The organism is Variovorax sp. LjRoot175, from assembly GCF_964253805.1.
GTDB lineage: Bacteria > Pseudomonadota > Gammaproteobacteria > Burkholderiales > Burkholderiaceae_C > Variovorax.
This window is the reverse complement of record NZ_CAXURY020000001.1, coordinates 848,725-870,000: the sequence shown is the minus strand read 5'-3', so window position 1 is coordinate 870,000 and position 21,276 is coordinate 848,725. Positions and strand designations below refer to the sequence as shown.

Annotated in this window: 20 protein-coding genes and 1 pseudogene (1 of these 21 only partly in view); 14 read left to right on the top strand and 7 right to left on the bottom strand. The window is 69.4% G+C overall.

Going from position 1 to position 21,276, the window contains the following annotated elements; genetic code table 11:
- On the top strand, nt 1-1,868 hold the 3' portion of the coding sequence (locus tag ACSQ89_RS04355) for an ATP-binding cassette domain-containing protein (RefSeq protein WP_093111389.1). 40 nt of this gene lie to the left of the window's left edge; the window shows 1,868 of its 1,908 coding nt (coding positions 41-1,908); its start codon lies beyond the left edge, outside the window; its stop codon occupies nt 1,866-1,868.
- Nucleotides 1,869-1,942: 74 nt separating this feature from the next.
- A complete protein-coding gene (locus ACSQ89_RS04350; protein WP_436295445.1) occupies nt 1,943-3,667 on the top strand; it encodes a phospholipase D family protein in 1,725 nt (574 codons plus the stop codon).
- An 11-nt stretch (nt 3,668-3,678) separates the two neighbouring features.
- Here ACSQ89_RS04350 and ACSQ89_RS04345 read toward each other — a convergent pair whose 3' ends face one another.
- Nucleotides 3,679-5,106: a PLP-dependent aminotransferase family protein gene (locus tag ACSQ89_RS04345; RefSeq protein WP_436296098.1), complete on the bottom strand. Its 1,428-nt coding sequence runs from the start codon at nt 5,104-5,106 to the stop codon at nt 3,679-3,681.
- Nucleotides 5,107-5,208: 102 nt separating this feature from the next.
- Between ACSQ89_RS04345 and ACSQ89_RS04340 the strand changes: the two genes are divergently transcribed.
- From ACSQ89_RS04340 to ACSQ89_RS04295, 10 genes and pseudogenes are all read left to right on the top strand, one after another.
- The gene (locus ACSQ89_RS04340; RefSeq protein WP_093111383.1) at nt 5,209-5,808 is read left to right on the top strand and encodes a LysE family translocator; all 600 of its coding nucleotides are present in this window, start codon (nt 5,209-5,211) and stop codon (nt 5,806-5,808) included.
- A complete protein-coding gene (locus ACSQ89_RS04335; protein WP_436295444.1) occupies nt 5,805-6,734 on the top strand; it encodes a DMT family transporter in 930 nt (309 codons plus the stop codon). Before ACSQ89_RS04340 ends, ACSQ89_RS04335 begins: the two co-directional genes overlap by 4 nt.
- Nucleotides 6,735-6,759: 25 nt before the next feature.
- Nucleotides 6,760-7,972 (top strand): annotated as a pseudogene (locus ACSQ89_RS04330) (PLP-dependent aminotransferase family protein).
- Between the two features lie 24 nt (nt 7,973-7,996).
- Nucleotides 7,997-8,608 carry a DJ-1/PfpI family protein gene (locus ACSQ89_RS04325; protein WP_093111377.1) on the top strand — a complete coding sequence of 204 codons (612 nt, stop codon included), beginning with the start codon at nt 7,997-7,999 and terminating at the stop codon, nt 8,606-8,608.
- Entirely contained in the window at nt 8,605-9,243 is a 639-nt protein-coding gene (locus tag ACSQ89_RS04320; RefSeq protein WP_093111375.1) for a LysE family translocator, read from the top strand. The genes ACSQ89_RS04325 and ACSQ89_RS04320 overlap by 4 nt, the downstream gene beginning before the upstream one ends.
- A 2-nt stretch (nt 9,244-9,245) precedes the next feature.
- On the top strand, nt 9,246-9,887 hold the full coding sequence (locus ACSQ89_RS04315; RefSeq protein ID WP_436295442.1) for a glutathione S-transferase family protein: 642 nt from the start codon (nt 9,246-9,248) through the stop codon (nt 9,885-9,887).
- Between the two features lie 5 nt (nt 9,888-9,892).
- Entirely contained in the window at nt 9,893-10,804 is a 912-nt protein-coding gene (locus tag ACSQ89_RS04310) for a PhzF family phenazine biosynthesis protein (RefSeq protein ID WP_170855780.1), read from the top strand.
- Between the two features lie 8 nt (nt 10,805-10,812).
- Complete coding sequence (locus ACSQ89_RS04305; RefSeq protein ID WP_093111369.1) at nt 10,813-11,499, top strand: VOC family protein; 687 nt, start codon at nt 10,813-10,815, stop codon at nt 11,497-11,499.
- A gap of 1 nt (nt 11,500) precedes the next feature.
- Nucleotides 11,501-12,136, top strand: coding sequence for a LysE family translocator (locus ACSQ89_RS04300; protein ID WP_436295441.1), 636 nt, complete (start codon nt 11,501-11,503; stop codon nt 12,134-12,136).
- Between the two features lie 3 nt (nt 12,137-12,139).
- Nucleotides 12,140-13,105, top strand: a complete 966-nt coding sequence (locus tag ACSQ89_RS04295; RefSeq protein WP_436296097.1) for a threonine dehydratase — start codon at nt 12,140-12,142, stop codon at nt 13,103-13,105.
- Nucleotides 13,106-13,117: 12 nt separating this feature from the next.
- Here the strand turns inward: ACSQ89_RS04295 and ACSQ89_RS04290 are convergent, their stop codons facing one another.
- Together ACSQ89_RS04290 and ACSQ89_RS04285 are read right to left on the bottom strand one after the other, a co-directional pair.
- Complete coding sequence (locus tag ACSQ89_RS04290; protein ID WP_093111363.1) at nt 13,118-13,756, bottom strand: protocatechuate 3,4-dioxygenase; 639 nt, start codon at nt 13,754-13,756, stop codon at nt 13,118-13,120.
- A gap of 52 nt (nt 13,757-13,808) precedes the next feature.
- Nucleotides 13,809-17,738, bottom strand: coding sequence for an autotransporter outer membrane beta-barrel domain-containing protein (locus tag ACSQ89_RS04285; RefSeq protein WP_436295439.1), 3,930 nt, complete (start codon nt 17,736-17,738; stop codon nt 13,809-13,811).
- A 223-nt stretch (nt 17,739-17,961) separates the two neighbouring features.
- On the opposite strand from ACSQ89_RS04285, the gene ACSQ89_RS04280 reads away from it, so the two are divergent.
- Nucleotides 17,962-18,636, top strand: a complete 675-nt coding sequence (locus ACSQ89_RS04280; RefSeq protein ID WP_436295438.1) for a histidine phosphatase family protein — start codon at nt 17,962-17,964, stop codon at nt 18,634-18,636.
- Here ACSQ89_RS04280 and cutA read toward each other — a convergent pair.
- From cutA to ACSQ89_RS04265, 3 genes are all read right to left on the bottom strand, one after another.
- On the bottom strand, nt 18,627-18,959 hold the full coding sequence (gene cutA / locus ACSQ89_RS04275; protein WP_436295437.1) for a divalent-cation tolerance protein CutA: 333 nt from the start codon (nt 18,957-18,959) through the stop codon (nt 18,627-18,629). The two genes, ACSQ89_RS04280 and cutA, sit on opposite strands and share 10 nt — an antisense overlap.
- A 151-nt stretch (nt 18,960-19,110) precedes the next feature.
- A complete protein-coding gene (locus ACSQ89_RS04270) occupies nt 19,111-19,443 on the bottom strand; it encodes a hypothetical protein (protein WP_093111355.1) in 333 nt (110 codons plus the stop codon).
- Between the two features lie 15 nt (nt 19,444-19,458).
- Nucleotides 19,459-19,704: a GlsB/YeaQ/YmgE family stress response membrane protein gene (locus tag ACSQ89_RS04265; protein ID WP_093111353.1), complete on the bottom strand. Its 246-nt coding sequence runs from the start codon at nt 19,702-19,704 to the stop codon at nt 19,459-19,461.
- 115 nt (nt 19,705-19,819) lie between these two features.
- Between ACSQ89_RS04265 and ACSQ89_RS04260 the strand changes: the two genes are divergently transcribed.
- Nucleotides 19,820-20,449 carry a YbhB/YbcL family Raf kinase inhibitor-like protein gene (locus ACSQ89_RS04260; protein ID WP_093111351.1) on the top strand — a complete coding sequence of 210 codons (630 nt, stop codon included), beginning with the start codon at nt 19,820-19,822 and terminating at the stop codon, nt 20,447-20,449.
- Between the two features lie 6 nt (nt 20,450-20,455).
- Here ACSQ89_RS04260 and ACSQ89_RS04255 read toward each other — a convergent pair whose 3' ends face one another.
- Nucleotides 20,456-21,274, bottom strand: a complete 819-nt coding sequence (locus ACSQ89_RS04255) for a creatininase family protein (protein WP_093111349.1) — start codon at nt 21,272-21,274, stop codon at nt 20,456-20,458.
- Between the last annotated feature and the right edge of the window lie 2 nt (nt 21,275-21,276).

The following is a 21,276-nucleotide window of genomic DNA, read 5'->3' as shown; positions in this document are numbered from 1 at the left end:
GCCACGTCCCGCTGCTGGACCACGCGGACTTCTCACTCATCGAATCGGAGCGCATCGGCCTGATCGGCCGCAACGGCGCCGGCAAGTCCTCTCTTCTCAAGATCCTGGGCGGGCTGGAAAAGCCCGACGACGGCACGCTACAGCTTCAACAAGGTCTGCGCGTCGCCTATGTTGCGCAGGAGCCCCTGCTGGACATGGACGCCGACGTCTTCACGGCGGCGAGCGCAGGGCTGGCAGAAGTGATCGCCATTCGCGACCAATACCTGTCCGGCGCCGCGGGACTCGACCTCGACGCGCTGCAGTCGCAGATCGAGGCCTTCGATGCCTGGAACTGGGAGCAGCGCGTCGACGAGACGCTCCACCGCCTGCATCTGGACGGCAGCGCGCGCATCGGCGCACTGTCGGGCGGAACCCGCAAGCGTGTGGCACTGGCGCAAGCGCTCGTGGCCGCTCCCCACGTGCTGCTGCTCGACGAACCCACCAACCACCTCGACCTCGATTCGATCGAATGGCTCGAACAGCTGCTGATCGACTTCAAGGGCAGCGTCGTCACCATCACGCACGACCGCAGCTTCCTGAACCGCGTGGCCACGCGCATCGTGGAGCTCGATCGGGGAAAGCTCGGCTCCTACCCGGGCAATTTCGAGCAGTACCTGATCCAGAAGGAAGAGCAGCTGGCCCAGGAAGCGGTCATCAACGCCAAGGCCGACAAGCTGCTCGCACAGGAAGAGGTATGGATCCGCAAGGGCGTGGAAGCTCGCCGAACGCGCAGCCAGAGCCGCATCAGCCGCCTCGAGGCGCTGCGCTCCAACCGCGCGGCCAGGCGCGAAGTGATCGGCAGCGTGAACATGGACGTCGCCTCCGGCCAGTCGAGCGGAAAGATCGTCGCGGAACTCACGGGAGCCTCCAAGGCCTTCGGTGAGAACACCGTCATTCGGAACTTCACCGGCACCATCCTGCGCGGCGACAAGGTCGGCCTGATCGGCCCGAACGGCGCCGGCAAGACCACGTTGCTGAAGCTGATCCTCGGCGAACTCGAGCCCGACAGCGGCAAGATCCGCCGCGGCGCCAACCTGCAGGTGGCGTATTTCGACCAGATGCGCGATGCGCTCGATCTCGACGCCACGCTGGAAGACTTCATCAGCCCCGGCAGCGAGTGGATCGAGATCGGCAACCAGCGCAAGCACGTCAAGAGCTACCTCGCAGACTTCCTGTTCTCGCCCGCGCGCGCGCATTCACCGGTGCGCTCGCTCAGCGGCGGGGAACGCAACCGCCTGCTGCTCGCGCGGTTGTTCGCGCGGCCGGCCAATGTGCTGGTGCTCGACGAGCCGACCAACGACCTCGACATCGACACGCTGGAGCTGCTCGAAGACTTGCTGCAGAACTACGACGGCACGGTCTTCCTCGTGAGCCACGACCGCACCTTCCTCGACAACGTGGTGACCAGCACCATCGCCTTCGAAGGCGGCGGCCACTGGCGCGAGTACGAAGGCAGCGTGCAGGACTGGCTGATCCAGTCGAAGCGCGCACGAGAGTTCGCCGCCCAAAGAGCGGCCGCATCTGCGCCCGCTCCAGCCCCTGCGGCGGCCGCCGCGGCGCCCGCCGCCGAAGCCGCCCCGCGCGCGACGCCCCGCAAGAAGCTCAGCTACAAGGAGCAGCGCGAACTCGAGACACTGCCCACGCAGATTGCAGCCCTGGAAGAAGAACAGAAGCGCATCACCGAAATGCTCGAACTCGACGGCGGCGCCATCTACGCCAACGAGGCATCGCGCGCAGCTGAACTGGGCGAGCGCCATGCGCAGATCGACGACGAACTGCTGGCCGCGCTCGAGCGCTGGGAAGAACTCGGCGCGGCGCGCCAGGGATAGCCGGGCTTTCGTCCGACGCGCGGCGTGGCGCGGCTGCGCTATACATGTAGTTACCCAAACTCATCAATTGCTGCATGTTCGCATTCCGCGCTCTCGGACGATCCGCCCGCCGCTGGTGCGTGGCAGTGGGCATTGCGCTGGTACTGCCGGCTTGCGCCGAACTGCCCAAGGATGTGCAACGGCCGGTTTCGACTTCGCTGGCCTCGCCCGCCGGGACTCCGCTCGCAGCCTTGGTGCAGCAACGCCGAACCGCCGCCGGCGCCCGCTCCGAATCCGGCTTTCTGCTGCTCGACGGTCCGCCGGCCGCCTACGGCAGCCGGCTCGCGCTGGCCGAAGGCGCACAGAAGACCCTCGACCTGCAGTACTACGCCATTCATGCCGACGCCAGCACCGACCGGTTGCTCCAGGCGGTACGCGATGCGGCACAGCGCGGCGTGCGCGTGCGCATCCTTCTCGACGACTTTCACAGCACGGGGCGCAACGCGCTGGTGATGCGCCTGGCCTTCGTTCCGAGCATCGAGATGCGGATGTTCAACCCGCTGGCGGGGGCGAGGGGCTCGAGCCTGGGTCGCCTCTTCAATGCGCTCGACGATGCGTCGCGCATCCAGCAGCGCATGCACAACAAGCTCTTCATCGCCGACAACGTGCTCGGCGTGACCGGGGGGCGCAACCTGGGCGATGCCTATTTCGGCAATGGCCAAGCGGGCAATTTCGTCGACCTCGATGTGCTGGCCGCGGGGCCGGTCGTGCAAGACCTTTCGCGAAGCTTCGACGCCTACTGGAACAACGAACGCGCCTATCCGGTGCAGTCGCTGGTGACGCGTGAAGAACTCGAGGCGATTCGCAATGAGACCCGCGCCGAGCCCAAGACGCAGGAGAACGATAGCGAGCCACGCCCTCCCAATGCTGCGCCTGCGACCGAACGGCGCGCTCGCGCCTGGGACGAGAAGCCGATGGACCTGACGAGCGCGACCTTCGTCTGGGCACCCGCGGCGGTGCTGGTCGACAAGCCGGCCAAGATCCCGGCGGATGTGCCGCGCGGCAGTCCCGGCAATGAGAAGGCACCGGGCCTCGTCGTGACGCAGCAAGGCCGACGGCCTTCTTCGGCCGCAACGCGCGGCGGCAGCTCGCTCACGGCCGCGGCCGATACGGCTGCCGACGGCGAAACGGTGGTCGAGGGCCTGCTGCAGCTGATCGGCCAGGCGAAGAGCGAGCTACTCATCATCTCGCCCTACTTCGTGCCTGGGCAGGACATGAAGCAGGCTTTCGCGGCGGCACTCGCGCGCGGCGTCCGGATCCGCGTGCTGACGAACTCGCTGGCTTCCAACGATGCGCCGGTCGCCCATGTGGGCTATGCGCGGCACCGCGAAGAGCTGCTGTCGATGGGCGTCGGCCTGTACGAGATGCGCAGCGAACAGGCTGGGCTCGGCAGTGCTTTCGGCTCCGCGGGCGGCAGCGAGCCTGGCGAATCACGCTCGATGCTGCATTCCAAGGCCCTGGTGATGGACGGCCGGCTGCTGGTGGTCGGTTCGATGAACCTCGATCTGCGCTCGCAACTGCAGAACACCGAGATCGCGCTCCTGATCCGCAGCGACGAACTCTGCCGCGTCGCGAGTGGCCAGATCGAGATTGCCATGCGCGACGGCGCATGGCATGTGGAGCGCGGCGACAACGGCCTCGTATGGCGCGCCCCGCAGAACAGCGGACTGAAGGACAGCGCCACCGAGCCCGACGCCAGTGTCGGCTTGCGGCTGTTGTTGAAGCTGTTCGGCCCGTTCGCGCCGGACCGGCTACTCTGAGGCGCCCGGCTTCAGAGCTGCGTCTTCACCCGCGCGAACACCTTCCAAAAAGTCGCGTCCTGCGCCGTCGCGAAGTTGATCCGCATCAGGGTGCTCGGCGGACGCCGCGCATGGAACAGCGAGCCCGGCGCCAGCAGATAGCCCTCGTCGAGCATGCGCTGGGTCAGCGCATCGGTGTCGACATCGGTGTCGACCCAGCCGAACAGCCCCGCCGGCTCCGAGGCCAGCGTGCAGCCGGCTGCGAGCGCCAGCTTGACAGTACGTCCACGTGCGCCGTCGAGCCGCAGCCGGATGCGCTCGGCATGCCGGCGCAACTGCCCCTGGTCGATACACCACGCCAGCGCGCGCTCGAACAGCGAGGGCGTGGTCAAGGTCGTGAGCAGCTTGGTTTCGAGCATGCGCCCCACCAAGGCCGGCGAGGCAGCGAGAAAGCCGATACGCCAGTTGGGCGCCAGGATCTTCGCGAAGCCGCTCACGTAGATGGTGCGCTGTAGTCCGTCGAGCGCGCTGAGCCGGGTGGCATGCTCGGGCGCGAGATGGCTGTAGGTGTCGTCCTCGACGATGTGGAAGTTGTGCTTGTTCGCCAGCTGCAGCACGCGGTGCGCGCTGCCCGGGGTGAGGCTGTAGCCGGTCGGGTTGTGCAGCACGCTCACGCTCACGAAGAGCTTGGGCTGGTGGCCGTTCCCAGCATCGCAGTAACGCTCCATCACTTCGAGATCCGGCCCTTCGGCCTTGCGCGGCACGGGCAGGATGCGCATGCCGAGCGCCTCGAGCCGCGCGAATTCCAGCGCCCAGCCGGGCTCCTCGACCATCACCGCGTCGCCGGCGCGCAGCAGCGTGCGGCTCACGATGTCGAGCGCGTGCGTCGCCCCGACGGTGGTCACGATCTGTTCCGGCCCGGCCGGCACGTTGATGTTCGCCAGCTTGGTCGCCAGGCTGCGGCGCAGGCCGCTGTCGCCCGCGGGCTCGCCGTACTGCAGCGAAAAATCCTTGAGCGCCCGGGTGCTCGTCACGCGGCGCACCGCAGCGGCCGTGAAGGGCGAGTCCAGCCATTCGGACGGGAACACGCCCATGCCAGGCTGCGGCTTGTCGCTGGGACGATGGAACATCCCGCGGATGAGGGTGCTCGCATCGGCGGGCACGGGCTTGGCGGCGGGCTCCTCCGAGATCGGGCCCATGGTCGACAAGGCCGGCCCGGCCTGTGCCGCGATCGAGTCGCGCACATAGAAGCCACGCTGGCGCCGGGCTTCGACCAGGCCCTGCGCGAGCAACTGGTCATAGGCCGCGACCACCGTGTGCGGGCTCACGCCCTGTTGTCGCGCGCACTCGCGCACCGAGGGCAGGCGCGCGCCGGGCGCCAGCAGGCGCGTGCGAATGCGCTCGGAAAAACGGTCGGCGAGTTGCTCCGTCAGCGACTGGGTCGAGGTCCGTGTCAGCATGCGCGTCTGTGTTCTGTGTCGATCGTTGGACCGATACAGGCTCGGCTCTTGTCCGGCGATCTGTATCGGTACTGTAATGGTCCTCAGTTTAGAGTGTGTCCCATGAACTGGCAAGAATTCACCGCGCTGCTGGTGTTGGCCACGGCGATGAGCTTCTCGCCCGGACCGAACACCACGCTGTCGACCACGCTCGCCGCCAACGGCGGCCTGCCGCGCGCGATGCGTTTCGTCTTTGCAGTACCGGTGGGTTGGACCCTGCTGCTGTTGCTGTGCGCGGCCGGCATCGGCGCGCTGGTGCTCGCCGCGCCGTCGCTGCGCTGGGCCATCAAGGCGCTCGGCGTCGCCTATCTGCTGTGGCTCGCGTGGAAACTCAGCGGCAGCGCGACGATGGGCCAGGCCGACGGCCGGCGCCTCTCGGTCGGCTTCAAGCAGGGCGTGCTGCTGCAGTTCCTCAACATCAAGGCCTGGCTGCTGGCGCTGACGCTGGTGGCGGGCTGGATCGCCGGCCATGCCGATGCGCTGCAGCGTCTTGCGATCGTGGCGCCGGTGATGCTGGTCTATGCCTTCACCAGCAACTTCATCTATGCGCTGGCCGGCGCGCTGCTGCGCAACTGGCTGGCCCAGGGAAAGCGGCTGCTCTGGTTCAACCGCGCCATGGCCGCCGTGCTGGTGCTCACGGCCTGGTGGATGGCGAGCGTATGAAGATCAAGGGCGAGACTCTGGGCATGTGGCTCGGCGTGCTGGGCGTCGCCTTCTTCGCGGTCACGCTGCCGATGACGCGGCTCGCCACCGGCACGCAGGACGCGCCGCAGCTCTCGCCCTGGTTCGTGACGCTGGGCCGCGCGGCGCTGGCCGGCGTGCTGTCGGCGATCTTCCTGCTCGTCACGCGGCCACCCTTGCCGCAGCGCCATCAGTGGAAGCCGCTCGGCATGGCCGTGCTGGGCAACGCGATCGGCTACCCGCTGCTGCTGGCCTATGCGCTGCGCGTGGTCAGCGCGAGCCATGCGGCGGTGGTCACGGCGTTGCTGCCGCTGGTCACGGCAGCCTGCGCGGCCTGGGTGCTGCACCAGCGCGCGCGGCTCGGCTTCTGGCTCTGCGCGCTGGCAGGCAGCGCGCTGGTGATCGTGTTCTCCGTGCTGCGCGCGGGCGACCAGGGCGCCGCCTTCGGCTTCGCCTGGGGCGACCTGTTGCTGGTCGGCGCGGTGTTTGCCGCCTCGCTGGGCTATATCTACGGCGCGCAGGTCACTACAGCCCTGGGCGCGGAGCGCGTGATCTGCTGGGTCTGCGTGATGGCGCTGCCCGTCACGCTGCCGGGCACGCTGTGGTTGTGGCCCGAGCAGCCGGTGGCCGTCTCGGCCTGGATCGGCTTCGTCTACGTCGGCGTATTCTCGATGTGGATGGGCTTCTTCGCCTGGTACCGCGGCCTCGCGATGGGCGGTGCGCTGCGCGTGAGCCAGACCCAGCTGCTGCAACCCTTTCTCTCGATCCTCGCCGCGGTGCCGCTGCTCGGCGAGCCGATCGACATCGTCACCCTCGGCTTCGCGGGGGCGGTGGTGGCCACCGTGGTGGCCGGCAAGAAGCTCTCGCAACCGCGCACGCCCGCCGTGCTCGCAGCGGCATCACGATAACGACTCGCACATCCAAGGAAACGACATGAACTGGAAACTCGCCGCCCGCGCCGAAAAGATGAACCCTTCGGTGATCCGTGAAATCCTCAAGGTCACCGAGCGCCCCGGCATCATCAGCCTGGCCGGCGGCCTGCCCTCGCCCAAGACCTTCCCGATCAGCGCCTTCGCCGAGGCCTGCGCCGAAGTGCTGCACAAGGACGGCCAGGCCGCGCTGCAGTACGCCGCCAGCGAAGGCTACGCCCCGCTGCGCGAAGCGGTCGCGGCGATGCTGCCCTGGCCGGTCGATCCGGCGCAGGTGCTGATCACTACCGGCTCGCAGCAGGGCCTGGACCTGATCGCCAAGGTGCTGCTCGATCCGGGCAGCCGCGTGCTGGTCGAGACGCCCACCTACCTGGGCGCGCTACAGGCTTTCTCGCCGATGGAGCCCGAGCCCGTGAGCGTGGCCAGCGACGACGAGGGCGTGTCGGTCGACGACCTCGTGGCAAAAGCGAAGGACGCGTTTCGTCTACCTGCTGCCCAACTTCCAGAACCCCACCGGCCGCACGATGACCGAGGAGCGCCGTGCCGCAGTATCGGCCGCGGCCGCGAAGGCCGGGCTTCCGATCGTCGAGGACAACCCCTACGGCGACCTCTGGTTCGACGAAGCCCCGCCGTTGCCGCTGACCGCGCGCAACCCCGAAGGCTGCGTCTACCTCGGCTCCTTCTCGAAGGTGCTGGCGCCGGGCCTGCGGCTGGGCTTCATGGTGGCGCCCAAGGCCATCTTCCCGAAGCTGCTGCAGGCCAAGCAGGCGGCCGACCTGCACAGCCCCGGCTTCAACCAGCGCATGGTGGCCGAAGTGATGAAAGAGGGCTTCCTCGATCGCCACGTGCCGACCATCCGCGCGCTCTACAAGCGCCAGCGCGATGCGATGCTGACCGCACTGGCGCGCGAGATGAAGGGCCTGGGCGTGGAGTTCAACAAGCCGGCCGGCGGCATGTTCCTGTGGCTGCGCCTGCCCGAGGGCATGGACGCGGTGGCGCTGCTGCCGAAGGCGGTGGAACGCGGCGTGGCCTTCGTGCCGGGCGCGCCCTTCTATGCGGGAGCCAGCGATCCGCGTACGCTGCGCCTGTCCTTCGTGACCGCGAGCGTCGAGGAGATCGACACCGCGATCACCGCGCTGGGCGAGGCCGTGCGCGAGCAGCTGGCGCACAACGCGGCTGCCGAGGTCGAGCGCCAACTCGCCGCCAGTCCCGTGTAACGGGCATCGAATCAAGGCACGACGATGCACATCGCCATCCTCACCTTCGAAGGGTTCAACGAGCTCGACTCGCTGATCGCGCTCGGCGTCCTCAACCGGATCAAGAAGCCGGGCTGGCGCGTCAGCCTGGCCGGGCCGAGCGCCTCGGTCACGTCCATGAACGGCGTGACGGTGAAGCTCAGCGCATCCCTGGCGGATGCCTGCGAGGCCGAGGCCGTGATCGTCGGCAGCGGCATCCGAACGCGCGAGATCGCGGCCGATCCGGCCATCCTCTCGGCGCTCACGCTCGACCCGTCGCGCCAGCTGATCGGCGCGCAGTGCTCGGGCACCTTGCTGCTGGCCAAGCTGGGCCTGCTGGGCGCCGTGCCGGCCTGCACCGACCTGACGACCAAGCCCTGGGTGCAGGAGGCCGGCATCGAGGTGCTGAACCAGCCCTTCTTCGCGGCCGGCAACGTGGCGACCGCGGGCGGCTGCCTCGCGTCGCCCTATCTCGCTGCGTGGATCATCGCGCGCACCGAGGGCCCCGAGGCCGCGGCCGATGCGCTCCACTACGTCGCGCCGGTGGGCGAAAAAGAAGCCTATGTCGCGCGCGCCATGAAGAACATCACGCCCTACCTCGAGACGCGCACGCCATGATCGACCTCGCGACCCTCTCGCTCTTCCTGGTGGCGGTGCTGGCGCTGTTCCTCTCGCCCGGGCCCAACATGGCTTTCGTGCTCTCCCACGGCGTCGCACTGGGGCCGCGCGCCGGCTTCGCGGCCGGGCTCGGCATCGCGGCGGCGGACCTGGTCCACACCCTGTGCGCCGCGACCGGCGTCACCGCGCTGGTGGCGGCATGGCCGCCCTCCTTCGACCTGCTGCGCTATGCGGGCGCGCTCTACCTGCTGTGGCTCGCCTGGCAGGCGCTCCGCTCGGGCGATGCACGCCTGCAGGCGCACGCCGATCGCGCCGGCTTCGCGCGCGTGCTGCGCATGGCCTGGCTCAACAACCTGGTGAATCCGAAGGCGCTGCTGTTCTTCATGGTCTTCCTGCCGCAGTTCGTCGACCCGGCGCGCGGCAGCGTGCCGATGCAGCTGGTGATGCTGGGTGTCGCGCTCTCGCTGGCCGGGCTCGTCTTCAACACCGTGCTGGGTGCCTGCAGCGGACAGATCGGCCGCTGGCTGCAGCGCCGGCGCGGCGCCGCCGGCTTCCAGCGCGGCCTGCTCGCCACGGTGATGATCGCGCTGGCCGTTCGTCTTCTCTTGATCGACCGCCCCTCGAAGGGATTCTGACCATGCTCAATATCTGGGGGCGCATCAGCTCCATCAACGTCCGCAAGGTGGTGTGGTGCGCGCAGGAGATCGGGCTCGATTTCCAGCGCACCGAGGCCGGCGGCAAGTTCGGCATCGTCCAGACGCCCGAATACCTGAGGCTCAATCCGAACGCGCTGGTGCCGGCCATCGACGACGGTGAGGGCGAGGGCCGCGTCACGCTCTGGGAATCGAACGTGATCGTGCGCTACCTCTGCGCCAAGCACTCGCCCGGCAAGCTCTATCCCGAGCCGCTGGCCGCACGCTTCGACGCCGAGCGCTGGATGGACTGGCAGCAGACCACGCTGAATCCGGTGAGCGCCGGTGCCTTCAGGCAGTGGGTCCGCGTGCCTTCGGGCCAGCGCGACCCGGCCGTGATCGCGCATTCGGTGCATGCCACCGAGCCGCTGTTCGCGCTGCTCGACGCGCACCTCGCCACGCGCGCCTTCATGCTCGGCGATGCATTCACGATGGCCGACATCCCGGTGGGCTGTGAAGCGCACCGCTGGTTCGGCCTGCCGCAGACCGAATACACGCGGCCCGCCTGGCCGCATGTCGAGCGCTGGTTCGCCGATCTGCGCAGCCGCGCCGGCGCACGCGGCGTGCTCGACCTCGCACTGGAATGAAGCTCATGAAAACCCGCCCCTTCAAGCAAGTCGACGTCTTCACGGCGAAGCCCTATCTCGGCAATCCCCTCGCGGTGGTGCTCGACGCCACTGGCCTCGACGATGCCGCGATGCAGAGCTTCGCGAAGTGGACCAACCTTTCAGAGACCACCTTCCTGCTGCCGCCCAGCGAACCGTCGGCCGACTACCGCGTGCGCATCTTCACGCCGGGCGGCGAGCTGCCCTTTGCCGGCCACCCGACGCTGGGAAGCTGCCATGCCTGGCTGCAGGCCGGCGGCCGGCCCAAGGCGGCAGGCCGCATCGTCCAGCAGTGCGCCGCGGGCCTGGTGCCGATCCGGCACGAGGGCGAACGCCTCGTTTTCGCCGCGCCGCCGCTCAGGCGCAGCGCGCCGAGCCCCTCGCTGCTGGCCAAGGTGGCCGCCGCGCTGGGCCTCAAGTCGCAGCAGATCGTGGCTGCGCAGCTGCTCGACAACGGTCCGGTGTGGCTGGGCCTGCTGCTCGACGACGCGGACACCGTGCTCGCGCTCAAGCCCGACCACCGCATGCTCAAGGAGCTCGGCCAGAAGGTCGGCGTGGCGGGCGTCCCTGCGGCGGAAGACGATGCAGCCTCGCCCCTGATCTCGCGTTCCAACCGCGAGGCGCGCGCCTTCGCGCGCTCGAACGACGAAGGCATCGGCCTCGAGGTGCGCGCCTTCGCGGCGCCGATCGGCGTCGAGGAAGATCCGGTCACGGGCAGCCTCAACGCCAGCCTCGCGCAATGGCTGATCGCCGATGGGCACCTGCCCGAACGCTACCTCGCGGCGCAAGGCCAGTGCCTGGGCCGCGCAGGACGCGTCCATGTGTCGCGCGACGCGGAAAGCCAGGTCTGGATCGGCGGCGACTCGGTCACCTGCATCGACGGCAAGGTCACGCTCTAGGAGGCCTCGTGCAAGCGCGCATCGACCACCTTGTGATCGCCGCCGGCGACCTCGACGAAGGCGTCCAGTGGTGCGAAGCCACCTTCGGCATCGCGCCCGGCCCAGGCGGCGCGCATCCGCTGATGGGCACACACAACCGCCTGATGAAGATCGCAACCGTCGAATTCCCGCGCGCCTATCTCGAGATCATCGCGATCGACCCCAAGGCCAGGCCGACGCGGGCCGCCGGCACCCATCGCTGGTTCGACCTCGACGATGCCGAGCTGCAGGCCGGCCTGGCACGCGGCGGGCCGCGGCTGGTGCACTTCGTGGCCGAGGTGCCCGATGCCGGCGCGGCCGTGCAGGCCCTGGCGCGGCAGCGCATCGACCGCGGCCGCGTGCTCGAAGCCTCGCGCGAGACGCCGGCCGGCCGGCTCGCATGGCAGATCACGGTGCGCGACGACGGCCAACGCCTGATGTACGGCACGCTGCCCACGCTGATCGAATGGGGCCCGGTGCATCCGAGCGACAGCATGGCCGATTCCGGCGTCAGGCTGCGTTCGCTGACCGTCGCGCATCCGCGCGCCGGCGACCTGGACGCGGCGATGGAAGCCATCGGGCTTTCGAACGTGCCGGTGAGCACCGGCGCGCCCAAGCTCCGCGCGGTGTTTGATACGCCGCGCGGCACCGTCACGCTCGACTCCGAGGGGATCTGACATGCCGATGAGCTTCACCGAACTCGCCTTGTTCGCGCTCGCCGCGCTGGTGCTGGTGCTGACGCCCGGCCCGAACATGATCTATTGCGTCTCGCGCGCGCTGTGCCAGGGCCGCGCGGCCGGACTGATGTCGCTGGCCGGCGTGCTGCTGGGCTTCGTGGTGCACCTGATGGCCGCGGCGCTGGGGCTGACGGCGCTGCTGATCGCCGTGCCCTTCGCCTTCGACGCCATCCGTTTGGCCGGCGCGGCCTACCTGATGTGGCTTGCCTGGCAGGCGGTCAAGCCGGGCGGCAGCGCGCCTTTCGAGGCCCGGCTGCTGCCCGACGATCCGCCGGCCAAGCTCTTCAGCATGGGCTTCGTCACCAACCTGCTGAACCCCAAGGTGGCGATGTTCTACCTCTCCTTCTTCCCGCAGTTCCTGCATCCCGAGCGCGGCTCGGTGCTGCTGCAGAGCCTGATGCTGGGCGCGGTGCAGATCGGCGTCAGCGGTGCCGTCAACGTGCTGCTGGTGCTGAGTGCCGCGCGCCTGACGGCCTTCCTGTCGCGAAGCGAAGGCTGGCTGCGCGCCCAGCGCTATGTGATGGGCAGCGTGCTGGCCGCGCTCGCGGTGCGCATCGCGCTGCCGGAACGCAAGTAGCCGATGCGATTCACACGCGAAGAGATCGCCGCCGCGCGCCGCACCGTCTACGCGGCGATGCCGCCGACGCCGCAGTATGCCTGGCCGCTGCTGGCCGGGCGCCTGGGCTGCACGGTGTGGACCAAGCATGAAAACCACACGCCGGCCGGCGCCTTCAAGCTGCGCGGCGGGCTCACCTACTTCGAGACACTGGCGCGCGACGAGCCCGGGGTGCGCCATGTGATCAGCGCCACGCGCGGCAACCACGGCCAGTCGGTCGGCTTCGCCGCGCGGCGCCACGGCCTGGCGGCGACCATCGTGGTGCCGCACGGCAACTCGGTCGAGAAGAACGCGGCCATGCGCGCGCTCGGCGTCACGCTGGTCGAGCACGGCGACGAGTTCCAGACCGCGAGCGAGCATGCCGCGCACCTGGCCGAGCGCGACGGGCTGCACCGCGTGCCCTCCTTCCACCGCGAGCTGGTGCGCGGCGTCGCGACCGCCTATGTGGAATTCTTCGAAGCGCTGGCCGATGCGCCGCCCGAGGTGCTGTTCGTGCCGATCGGACTGGGCTCCGGCTTCGCGGCCGCGGCGGCGGCGCGTGCGCATTGCGGCGTCAAGACGCGGCTCGTCGGCGTGGTGTCGGCGCATGCGACCGCGTATCTCGATTCGTTCCGTGCCGGCCGGGCGATCGAAGCGCCCGTCAGCACAAGGCTGGCCGACGGCATGGCCTGCCGCACGCCGGTGCCGGAGGCGCTGGCAGTGATCCGGCGCGAAGCCGACGAGGTGGTCGCGGTGAGCGACGAGGAAGTGGCCGCGGCGATGCGCACGCTGTTCACCGACACCCACAACGTGGCCGAAGGCGCGGGCGCGGCGGCCTTGGCGGCCGCGATGCAGCAGCGCTCGCGCTGGCAGGGCAAGACGGTCGGCATTGCGCTGACCGGTGGCAACGTCGATGCCGCGATGTTCGCCGAGGTGCTGTCGCAGCGTTGAGAGCGGCCCGCCTCAGGCCGCGATGACGATCGGAAAACGCGCCCGCACGCCATCCGCCGCCGGCTCGAAAGGCACGGTGATCGCGGCACGCGAGGCCTCCGGCAGGTTGCGCCAGAGGAAGTCGCGCGCGTTCCCGGGGTCGCCCTCCACATAGAGCTGCGTCGTCAGCAACTCGCGTGCGCCCAACTTCACCTTCACATGGATGTGGGGCGTGCGGCCGCTGTAGGCCACGGGCCGGATGGTGCGAAAGCGATAGCGGCCGTCGGCATCGACCGCCACTCGGCCGAAGCCCTGGAACGCGGCATCGGCGCGGTCGCCGTCGCCGGGGTGGTGATAGTGGCCGTCCTGGTCGCACTGCCAGATCTCGACCTGGGCGCCACGCAGCGGCCGGCCGGCCAGGTCGGTCACGCTGCCCTCGACCCAGGCCGGCTGGCCGCTGCGGTAGTTCAGCGTGCCGTTGCGCAGCAGGTCGTTGTCCACGTCCTGCGGCAGGCGCACGGGGTAGAACGGCCCTTCGGTCTGCGACGGCGTGGCGAGGCGCGCCGCCTGCGGCTGCGCGCGCGCGCCGAGCCAGAGGGCGGGCGCTGCGACCAGCGCGGCGGCGACCGTGCGCCGGGGAAGAGAACCGGGGGAGGTGGTCAGGACACGCATGGCGGTACGAGCCGCCCAGCGCACGCGAGTTCCACCCGCCGCGTTTTCTTTGCTACCAGCGCACGCGCACGCCGATCGCGCCCTGGATCGACGATTTCACCTTGGTGTCGCCGCCGGCGCTGAAGACCTTGCCGACTTCGCCGTACAGGCTCACGGTCTTGCTCAGCGACAGCGTGGCGCCGCCCGCCAGTTCCACCGAGGTGTAGTTGCCCGTGCTGCCGATGGGCGTGACGAAAGGGCCGTTGACGAAGCGCGCGACATCGCTGCCGCCGCTGCCGCGAACCACGCCGACGCGTGCATAGGGCTGCAGCCGCCCGGCCGCGGTGGAAATGTCCCCCTTCACGCGCACGCCGAGGCCGGCGGTCCAGTTGCCGGAATCGTCCTGCTGCACCAGGGCGCCTGCGATCGCCAGGTCGTCGACACGCGCCTTGCGGTAGCTCAGCTGCGCCTGCGGCTCGATCGTCCAGCCGCCGCCGAGCGCAAAGGCCTGGCCGACTTCGACCGAGGCCGTCAGGCTGTTGCCCTTGCCCGAGGCCGCGAGGCCGCCGAGCGGACGGATGGTGTAGCGATGCGAGCCGTACTGCAGCACGGTGTCGACGTAGAAGCCGGTCGCGTTGGCATACGAGGCGTAGGCGCCGAGGTAGCGGGCGCGCAGATCGGTACTGCCGACCGGGCGATAGACGCCGCTGGCGAAGCCGCTCAGGTCGGCATCGCCGTCGAGCGTGCCGACATACACGCCGGCGTGCCAATCCCCGAGCTGTGAGACGTAGAGATCGGTGCCCGCCTGGACGCCGGCGACGTGGCCCTGCGTCGAGGGACTGACGACGCCCGACTGGCGGATGTCGACATCGCTGTAGACGGCGCGTGCCCAGGCGCGGCGCTCGGCCGAGAGCGCACCTTCCACCGGCGTCAGGCTGGCTACCGCACGACCGCTCACGTCGTCGTCGCCGAGGCGGCTGCGCAGGCTGCCGATCATCGCGAGGTCGGTGCGGCGCAGCTGCGACGGCAGGGCCGCGAGCATCGGGGCCTCGGCGCGGTAGGCCGTGACCGGTACCGGCGCGGGCGCCGGAGCGGGTGGCGCCGGGGGAGCCGGCGGAGCCGGAGGCGCAGGTGGAGCCGGAGGCGCCGGCGGGCCGGGAGGCGGCGGGGGCGGTGGCGGGGGCGGAGGGGGCGGCGGAATCACTTCCGAGCGCAGATACCAGTTCTCCCCGGCGCCGCTCGCATCGGCGGCGTACAGGCGGTACTCGAAGGCGCCGGCATCGACGTGGCCCGCTCCGCCGAGCGCAAAGGCGCTCTTGGTCGTCTGCGCCGTGGTGGTGGCGCCGTTCAGCGCGGTGATCACCTCGATGCCGCTGCCCACGGTCTGGCCGCCGAGGCCGCCGAGGTTGGTGATCTGCAAGGTGGTGCTGCCGCTGGCGACGGCGGTGGCGCCGTCGAGCACCAGCCGGTCGGACGGGCCGCTGGCGCCGAGCATGGTGCCCAGGCGCAAGGTGGCGTTGTTGCCGACGTAGGGGCCGTTCACCGTCAGCGTGGTTCCGGGCGTGGCGCCGACCAGCGAGACGGTGCCATCGTTGTTGAGCGCGGCCATGCTCTGGCTGAAGCCCGCCAGGTCGAGCGTGGCGCCGGCTGCCACGCTGTGCGCCGACACGGCGCTCAGGGTGTTGGTCGCGCCGGCACGCAAGGTGCCGCCGCTGACGGTGGTGCTGCCGGTGTAGGTGTTGGCGCCTGAGAGCGTCAGGGTGCCGGTGCCGGCCTTGACCAGCGAACCAGCGCCGGGGGGCGGCCCTGGCATGAAGACGCCGTTCGACATCGCGCCGCTGAAATTGCCGGCGCCGACCGTCAGCTCACTGCCGTTCAGCCCGACCGTGCCGCTGCCGTTCAGCTGGGCGATGGTCTGGGTCGCGTTGAGCAATTCGACGCCGGACACGGGCTGCCCCGCGACGACATTGCCGGTGGAATTGACCGTGAGGTTCGCGGTCGGCGCCAGGCGGCCGTTGCCGTTCACGAGCACGCTGCCGTTGCCGTTGACGACGAGGTCGCCCGGCACGGTGCCCGCGGCTGCCAGCAGCAGGTTGGCGTTGCCCTGCACCGTGGTCGTGCCGCTGTAGGTATTGACGGCGTTGTACGCGTAGCCGCTCCAGCCGCCGCCGACCCCGTCGAGCGTGATGCCGTGCGCACCGCCGATGCTGCCCGCGAACACGATTGAGCCCAGCGGCGCGACGTGGGTCAGCGTGGCGTCTGCATTCAGCGTCACCGGGCCGGTCCAGGTGGAGGAGGCGACCGGCGCGACATTGAAGCTGTTGTTCACGACGACCGCGTTGTCCAGCTGGACCTGCGTGCCGAAAGTGCCGCCGTTGATCGTCACGGCGCCAGTGCCCAGCGCGCCAACGGCCGTGATGGTGAGCCCGCCGGCATTGAGCGTGGTGCCGCCGCTGTAGGTGTTGGCCGTGCCGATGGTCGTGGTGCCGGGGCCGCTCTGCGCCAGCGAGCCACTGCCGCTGAGCGCGTTGGTCAGCGTGATGTTGTCCGAGCGGTTGACGATCAGCGAAGCGCCGCTGCCGATGGCGATGTTGCCTTGCACGCTGCCGCTGGCGGTGCCCGCCCCCAGCTGCAGGGCACCGCCGCTGATGGTGGTGCCGCCGGTGTAGGTGTTGTCGCCCGTCAGCGTCAGGGTGCCGGCGCCGACCTTGACCACGGCGCCGTTGCCGAGCATCACGGGATTGATGTAGAGCGACCCGTTCTTGTCCTGCGAGCCCGGGCCCGTGTTCGAGATCACCCCGCTGATGGTGTCGTTCTTGTTCAGCGCCCCCACTTGCAGCGTGGCGGTGCCGAGTACGACACTGCCCGAGCCCGACAGGGAACCTATCGCCGCCGCCGGCGCGCTGATGTCGTTGACGTAGACCTGGCCGGTATTGACGACGGTGGCACCGCTCAGGTCCGCCGTGTTCGCCATCTGGAGCGTGCCGCCGTTGTTGAGGGTCGCGGTGCCGCCGTTGCTGTTCTCTTGGAAGATCAGCCGGCCGCCGTTGTTGTTGAGGGTCGCCTGCTGCGCGCTGGCTCCTCCGCCGCCGAACAGCACATAGGTGCCTGCACCGTTGTTGGTGATCGTCGCCGTGCCGGCGTTCGCGCCGTTCTGGAACTGGAGGCCGCTGTTGCTGCCGTTGACGTTGGTGTTGACGCCGACCGGCACCGTGATGGCAAGGTTGCCGGCGCTCGCGGTGGCGTCCTGGAAGCGCAACTCGGCGTTCTCGAGGATGGCGATCGGGCCGCTGCCGAAGGAGCCCGTCGTGTGCGTCCAGACATTGAGGCGGCCGGCCGTCCCGTTGCCCTGCAGGACGGTTCCGCCCGTGTAGTTGTTCGCGGCGTTGTCGATGCTCAGGCGCTGGGTCTCGCTGCCTAGCGCATTGGTGCCGGTGTTGCGCAGCGTGAGCACGCCGCTGCCCGTGATCTGGCCGCTCAGCGTATTGGTTTGGGTGCCGGCCACATCGACGGTGCCGCCGGCGGCGCCGAGCACGATCGCGCGGCCGCTCGAGAAGTTGTCGGCGCCCAGGCGCAGCGTGCCGCCACCGAAAGCGATGGCTCCGCCGGTGCCGAGGTTGGCATCGGAATTCACCTGCAAGGCGCCCGCATTGATCGTCGTGGTGCCCTGGTACGTGTTGGAAGCGCCCAGGACGATGATGCCGGCGCCGGTCTTGACGATGCCGTTGGTACCGCTGACGACACCGCTCTGCGTGGCCGTGCCCGCACCGAGGCTGTTGAGGGTCACGTCCGACAGCGTCGTGTCGATCGCAGCCGCCAGGTTGTCGCCGTCGTTGTAGTCGACGGTCTGCGCGGCGCCGGATGCCGCCAGGACGCTCAGGCCCGCCGCGACCAGCAGGCTGCCCAGGCCGCCGGAGCGCTTGCCGCATGCGGCCGTGATCTCCGACACCGCGACCCATGCCCCGAGTGCGGGATTCCAGACGCTCCGATATGACTTGTTCATGCTCTGCTGTCCTCTTGTTATGAAAGCGGCGTCCCTGGACCGGCGGCTCTCGATCGTTGTTAACGAAAGTTTGCATTCTTACAGAATGAGAACTTTGTGATTCAACTCATTACATGATTTGTATGAAAAAGTTCACACTTCAGCGCCCATCACCCACCCGTCCAGCGCAGAAAGGTCGCAGCAGTGACCCGCTTTTCCGGCGCGCGCCGGCAGAATTCCGCGCATGGGAACCCTCTATCTCGTACGCCACGGACAAGCCAGCTTCGGCGCGGCCGACTACGACCAGCTGAGCGAACTGGGCCACCGGCAGTCGCGGCGCCTGGGCGAGTACTGGCGCGAACGCGGCATGCAGTTCGATGCCGTCATCACCGGCACCCTGAAACGCCATCGCCAGACCTGGGAAGGCATCGCCGAAGGATTGGGCCTCGCGCGCGACGACGTGCTGCCCTGGCCGGGACTCGACGAGTACGACGCCGAAGCGGTCATTGCGACCATCCATCCCGAGAAGCTCGAGAAGCCCGATTCACCCGAGAAGTACCGCCACCACTTCCGGCTGCTGCGCGACGGGCTGGGTGCCTGGATGCAGGGCCGGACGGCACCGGCCGGGATGCCGAGCTACGTCGACTTCCTGGCCGGGGTGACGAGCGCGCTGGACCACGTGCGCGGCAAGCACCACGGCGCCCGGGTCCTCGTGGTGTCGAGCGGCGGCCCGATCAGCACCGCGGTCGGTCACGTGCTGGGCACCAGCCCCGAGACCACCATCGAGCTGAACCTGCGCATCCGCAACACCGCCGTCACCGAATTCGCCTTCACGCCCAAGCGCCACATGCTGGTGACCTACAACACGCTGCCGCACCTCGACGGCCCGGCCTGGGCGGACTGGGTGACCTACGCCTGAGCGACGCCCGCGCTGCCGTCAGCGAGCCAGCGCAGGTAGTCCGCGGACCCGGCCGTGATCGGCAGCTGCACGATCTCCGGCATTTCGTAGCTGTGGCGTTCCCGGATGAAGGCTTCCAGCACCACATAGCGCGCGGCGAGGGTCTTGATGAAAAGCAGCCATTCGGGCTCGCGGTGCAGCGTGCCCCGCCAGACATAGAAGCTGCGCACGCGCTGCACCTGCACGCAGGCCGCGAGGCCCGCCTCGACGATCGCGGCGGCGAGCGCTTCCGCCTCGTCCTCGGTGCTGGCGGTGGTCATCACGATGCAGGCCGTACCGTCCATAGCGCCTCCTGTCGTTGCACGTCAAAGCGTTCCCGAGCTCCCTTCCAGGAACACCGCGGAACCGGCTTTGCCGGGCCGCTGGTGTTGCCCCCCCGGTTGAGGGGGTTGGCGTAGCGACACAAAGTGCGCGAAGCCTGGGGGAGAGCTTATTTCAAGCTTGCCAGACGCCATAGCCGGCTTCGCGTAACGCGATGCCGAGTTCGACCTCCATCTCGCGCGCGGCCTCGTAGGGCATCGGGTTGTAGACCGCATAAAGGGCCGGCAACAGCCTGAGCCCATAGTCACGCACGAAGGCGTTGGCCTGGATGCCAGCCTTGTGCTTGTCGAAGCGTACGTCGGGATCCAGCCCCGTCATGCCGACGTAGACGAAGGGCTGGCCGAGCCGATAGTCGGGGTTGGCGCGCCGGAAGCGGGCGATGTTCCAGACCCGGTCGTCGAGTTCGACGACGTAGACATGGTGGTGCGCCCTGGATTTGCGGGCCATCGCTGCCCGGCACGCTCACTTGCGTTTGACGAGGCCCCAGATGAAGAGCAGCACGATCGCGCCGACCACCGAGGCGATGAAGCCGGCCCCCTGGCCCGCGGTGTACCAGCCCATCGCCTGCCCGAGGTAGGTCGCGATCAGCGAGCCGGCGATGCCGATCAGGGTGGTCACGATGAAGCCGGCCGAGTCGTCGCCGGGCTTGATGGCGCGCGCCACGAGGCCCGCGACGAAACCGATCAGGATGGTCCAGACGATGCTCATACGCTTCCTTGGTATTGGAATGGGAGGGAAGAGGCGACCGCGGGAGCGCAGCGCCGTTTCATGATAGCGGAGCCTGCCTACACGCCTGCTGCCGCCCGCGAGCTATACAGACGGGATGCTCGAAAAGCTTCCCGAAGCCATCGGCCACGCCCTGCACGGCGTGCGCGCCGGCCTCGACGAGATCGCCTTCAACACCCTGGGGCTGCGCCAGGGCATGGCCTCGATCTCGGTCGCCAGCCTGGCCTTCGTCGACCATGCGCCGCTGCCGCCGCGCTACACGGCCGACGGCGAGGGCCTGTCGCCGCCCCTGCAATGGACCGGCGTGCCGGCCGGCGCCGCTTCGCTGGTGCTGCTGGTCGAGGATGCCGATTCGCCGACGCCCCATCCGCTGGTGCATGCGATCGTGGTCGGCCTTCCGGCGGAGGACGGCAACCTGCCCGAGGCCGCGATCGCCAGTGCCGGCAACGAGGGAACCGGCGTTCACACCGGCCGCAATTCCTACCTCCAGGCCGCCTGGCTGCCGCCCGATCCGCCGCCGGGACACGGCGTGCACCGCTATGCCTTCCAGCTCTTCGCGCTCGACAGCACACCCGCGTTCTCGGCCAGCCCGGGGCGCGACGAAGTGGTAGATGCGCTGCGCGCGCATGCGGTCGCCAGCGGCTTGCTCATCGGCACCTGCGAGCGGCCCGACGGCACGATCAAGATCAAGGAAGCCGCGCCGGGCGGGCCGGCGGTGGCCGGCTGAGGCTGTTCAGCCCAACGGCCCGGTGTGCGCGGTCGACAGCGGCAGGCGCGACGCCTCGGCCAGCAGTGCCGCGAGCTGGCGCGCCGCGGCGTCGATCACCGCGCGGCCTTTCTCTGCGGTCGCCGCGGCGGCGTTGCCGGCGGCACCTGCGGGGTTGTAGTCCTCCATGGCCCAGCCCAGCCTGGCGCTCCTGCCGTTGCCGAGCACCGGGTAATCGGCCGCGCGCTGGCGCGAGCTGGAGCCGAAATCGCGCGCCGCCTGCATCGCCACCTGGCCCGGCGCCAGGGCCAGCATCATCGAGGTCTCGATCTCGCCGGCGTGCACGCCGAAACGGTGTTCGTCGGCGCTGAACTGCGCGCCCGCATCGCCCAGCGGCAGGTTGAACCAGCTCGCGCTGTAGACGATGAGACCGTGCGCCGCACGCAGCTCGCGCGCGACGATGTCCATCGCGCCGGTGTGTCCGCCGTGCGCATTGAAAAGCACCAGCTTCCTGACGCCCGCACGCGCAACGCCGGCGCCGATCTCGTTCCAGAGCCGGATCAGCGTCTCAGCCGACAGGGTGAGCGTGCCCGCAAAGCGCGCGTGCTCGGGGCTCAGGCCGATCTGCTGGGTCGGCAGGAACAGCACCGGCAGCTCGGCCGGCAGCAGCGGCAGCGCGGCGGCGACGATGCCGTCGACCAGGGTCGAGTCCACGCCCAGCGGCAGATGCGGGCCGTGCTGCTCGGTCGCGCCCAGGGGCAGCACCGCGACGGTCGCGGCCGGATCGAGCGCGGCGAAATCGCGTGTCGTGAGTTGAGACCAGAAGCGGCTGGCAAGGGCAGTCATGA

Coding starts and splice junctions, on each gene's coding strand:
- ACSQ89_RS04350 (WP_436295445.1), top strand. CDS start 1,943: ATGTTCGCATTCCGCGCTCTCGGACGATCCGCCCGCCGCTGGTGCGTG.
- ACSQ89_RS04345 (WP_436296098.1), bottom strand. CDS start 5,106: ATGCTGACACGGACCTCGACCCAGTCGCTGACGGAGCAACTCGCCGAC.
- ACSQ89_RS04340 (WP_093111383.1), top strand. CDS start 5,209: ATGAACTGGCAAGAATTCACCGCGCTGCTGGTGTTGGCCACGGCGATG.
- ACSQ89_RS04335 (WP_436295444.1), top strand. CDS start 5,805: ATGAAGATCAAGGGCGAGACTCTGGGCATGTGGCTCGGCGTGCTGGGC.
- ACSQ89_RS04325 (WP_093111377.1), top strand. CDS start 7,997: ATGCACATCGCCATCCTCACCTTCGAAGGGTTCAACGAGCTCGACTCG.
- ACSQ89_RS04320 (WP_093111375.1), top strand. CDS start 8,605: ATGATCGACCTCGCGACCCTCTCGCTCTTCCTGGTGGCGGTGCTGGCG.
- ACSQ89_RS04315 (WP_436295442.1), top strand. CDS start 9,246: ATGCTCAATATCTGGGGGCGCATCAGCTCCATCAACGTCCGCAAGGTG.
- ACSQ89_RS04310 (WP_170855780.1), top strand. CDS start 9,893: ATGAAAACCCGCCCCTTCAAGCAAGTCGACGTCTTCACGGCGAAGCCC.
- ACSQ89_RS04300 (WP_436295441.1), top strand. CDS start 11,501: ATGCCGATGAGCTTCACCGAACTCGCCTTGTTCGCGCTCGCCGCGCTG.
- ACSQ89_RS04295 (WP_436296097.1), top strand. CDS start 12,140: ATGCGATTCACACGCGAAGAGATCGCCGCCGCGCGCCGCACCGTCTAC.
- ACSQ89_RS04290 (WP_093111363.1), bottom strand. CDS start 13,756: ATGCGTGTCCTGACCACCTCCCCCGGTTCTCTTCCCCGGCGCACGGTC.
- ACSQ89_RS04285 (WP_436295439.1), bottom strand. CDS start 17,738: ATGAACAAGTCATATCGGAGCGTCTGGAATCCCGCACTCGGGGCATGG.
- ACSQ89_RS04280 (WP_436295438.1), top strand. CDS start 17,962: ATGGGAACCCTCTATCTCGTACGCCACGGACAAGCCAGCTTCGGCGCG.
- cutA (WP_436295437.1), bottom strand. CDS start 18,959: ATGGACGGTACGGCCTGCATCGTGATGACCACCGCCAGCACCGAGGAC.
- ACSQ89_RS04270 (WP_093111355.1), bottom strand. CDS start 19,443: ATGGCCCGCAAATCCAGGGCGCACCACCATGTCTACGTCGTCGAACTC.
- ACSQ89_RS04265 (WP_093111353.1), bottom strand. CDS start 19,704: ATGAGCATCGTCTGGACCATCCTGATCGGTTTCGTCGCGGGCCTCGTG.
- ACSQ89_RS04260 (WP_093111351.1), top strand. CDS start 19,820: ATGCTCGAAAAGCTTCCCGAAGCCATCGGCCACGCCCTGCACGGCGTG.
- ACSQ89_RS04255 (WP_093111349.1), bottom strand. CDS start 21,274: ATGACTGCCCTTGCCAGCCGCTTCTGGTCTCAACTCACGACACGCGAT.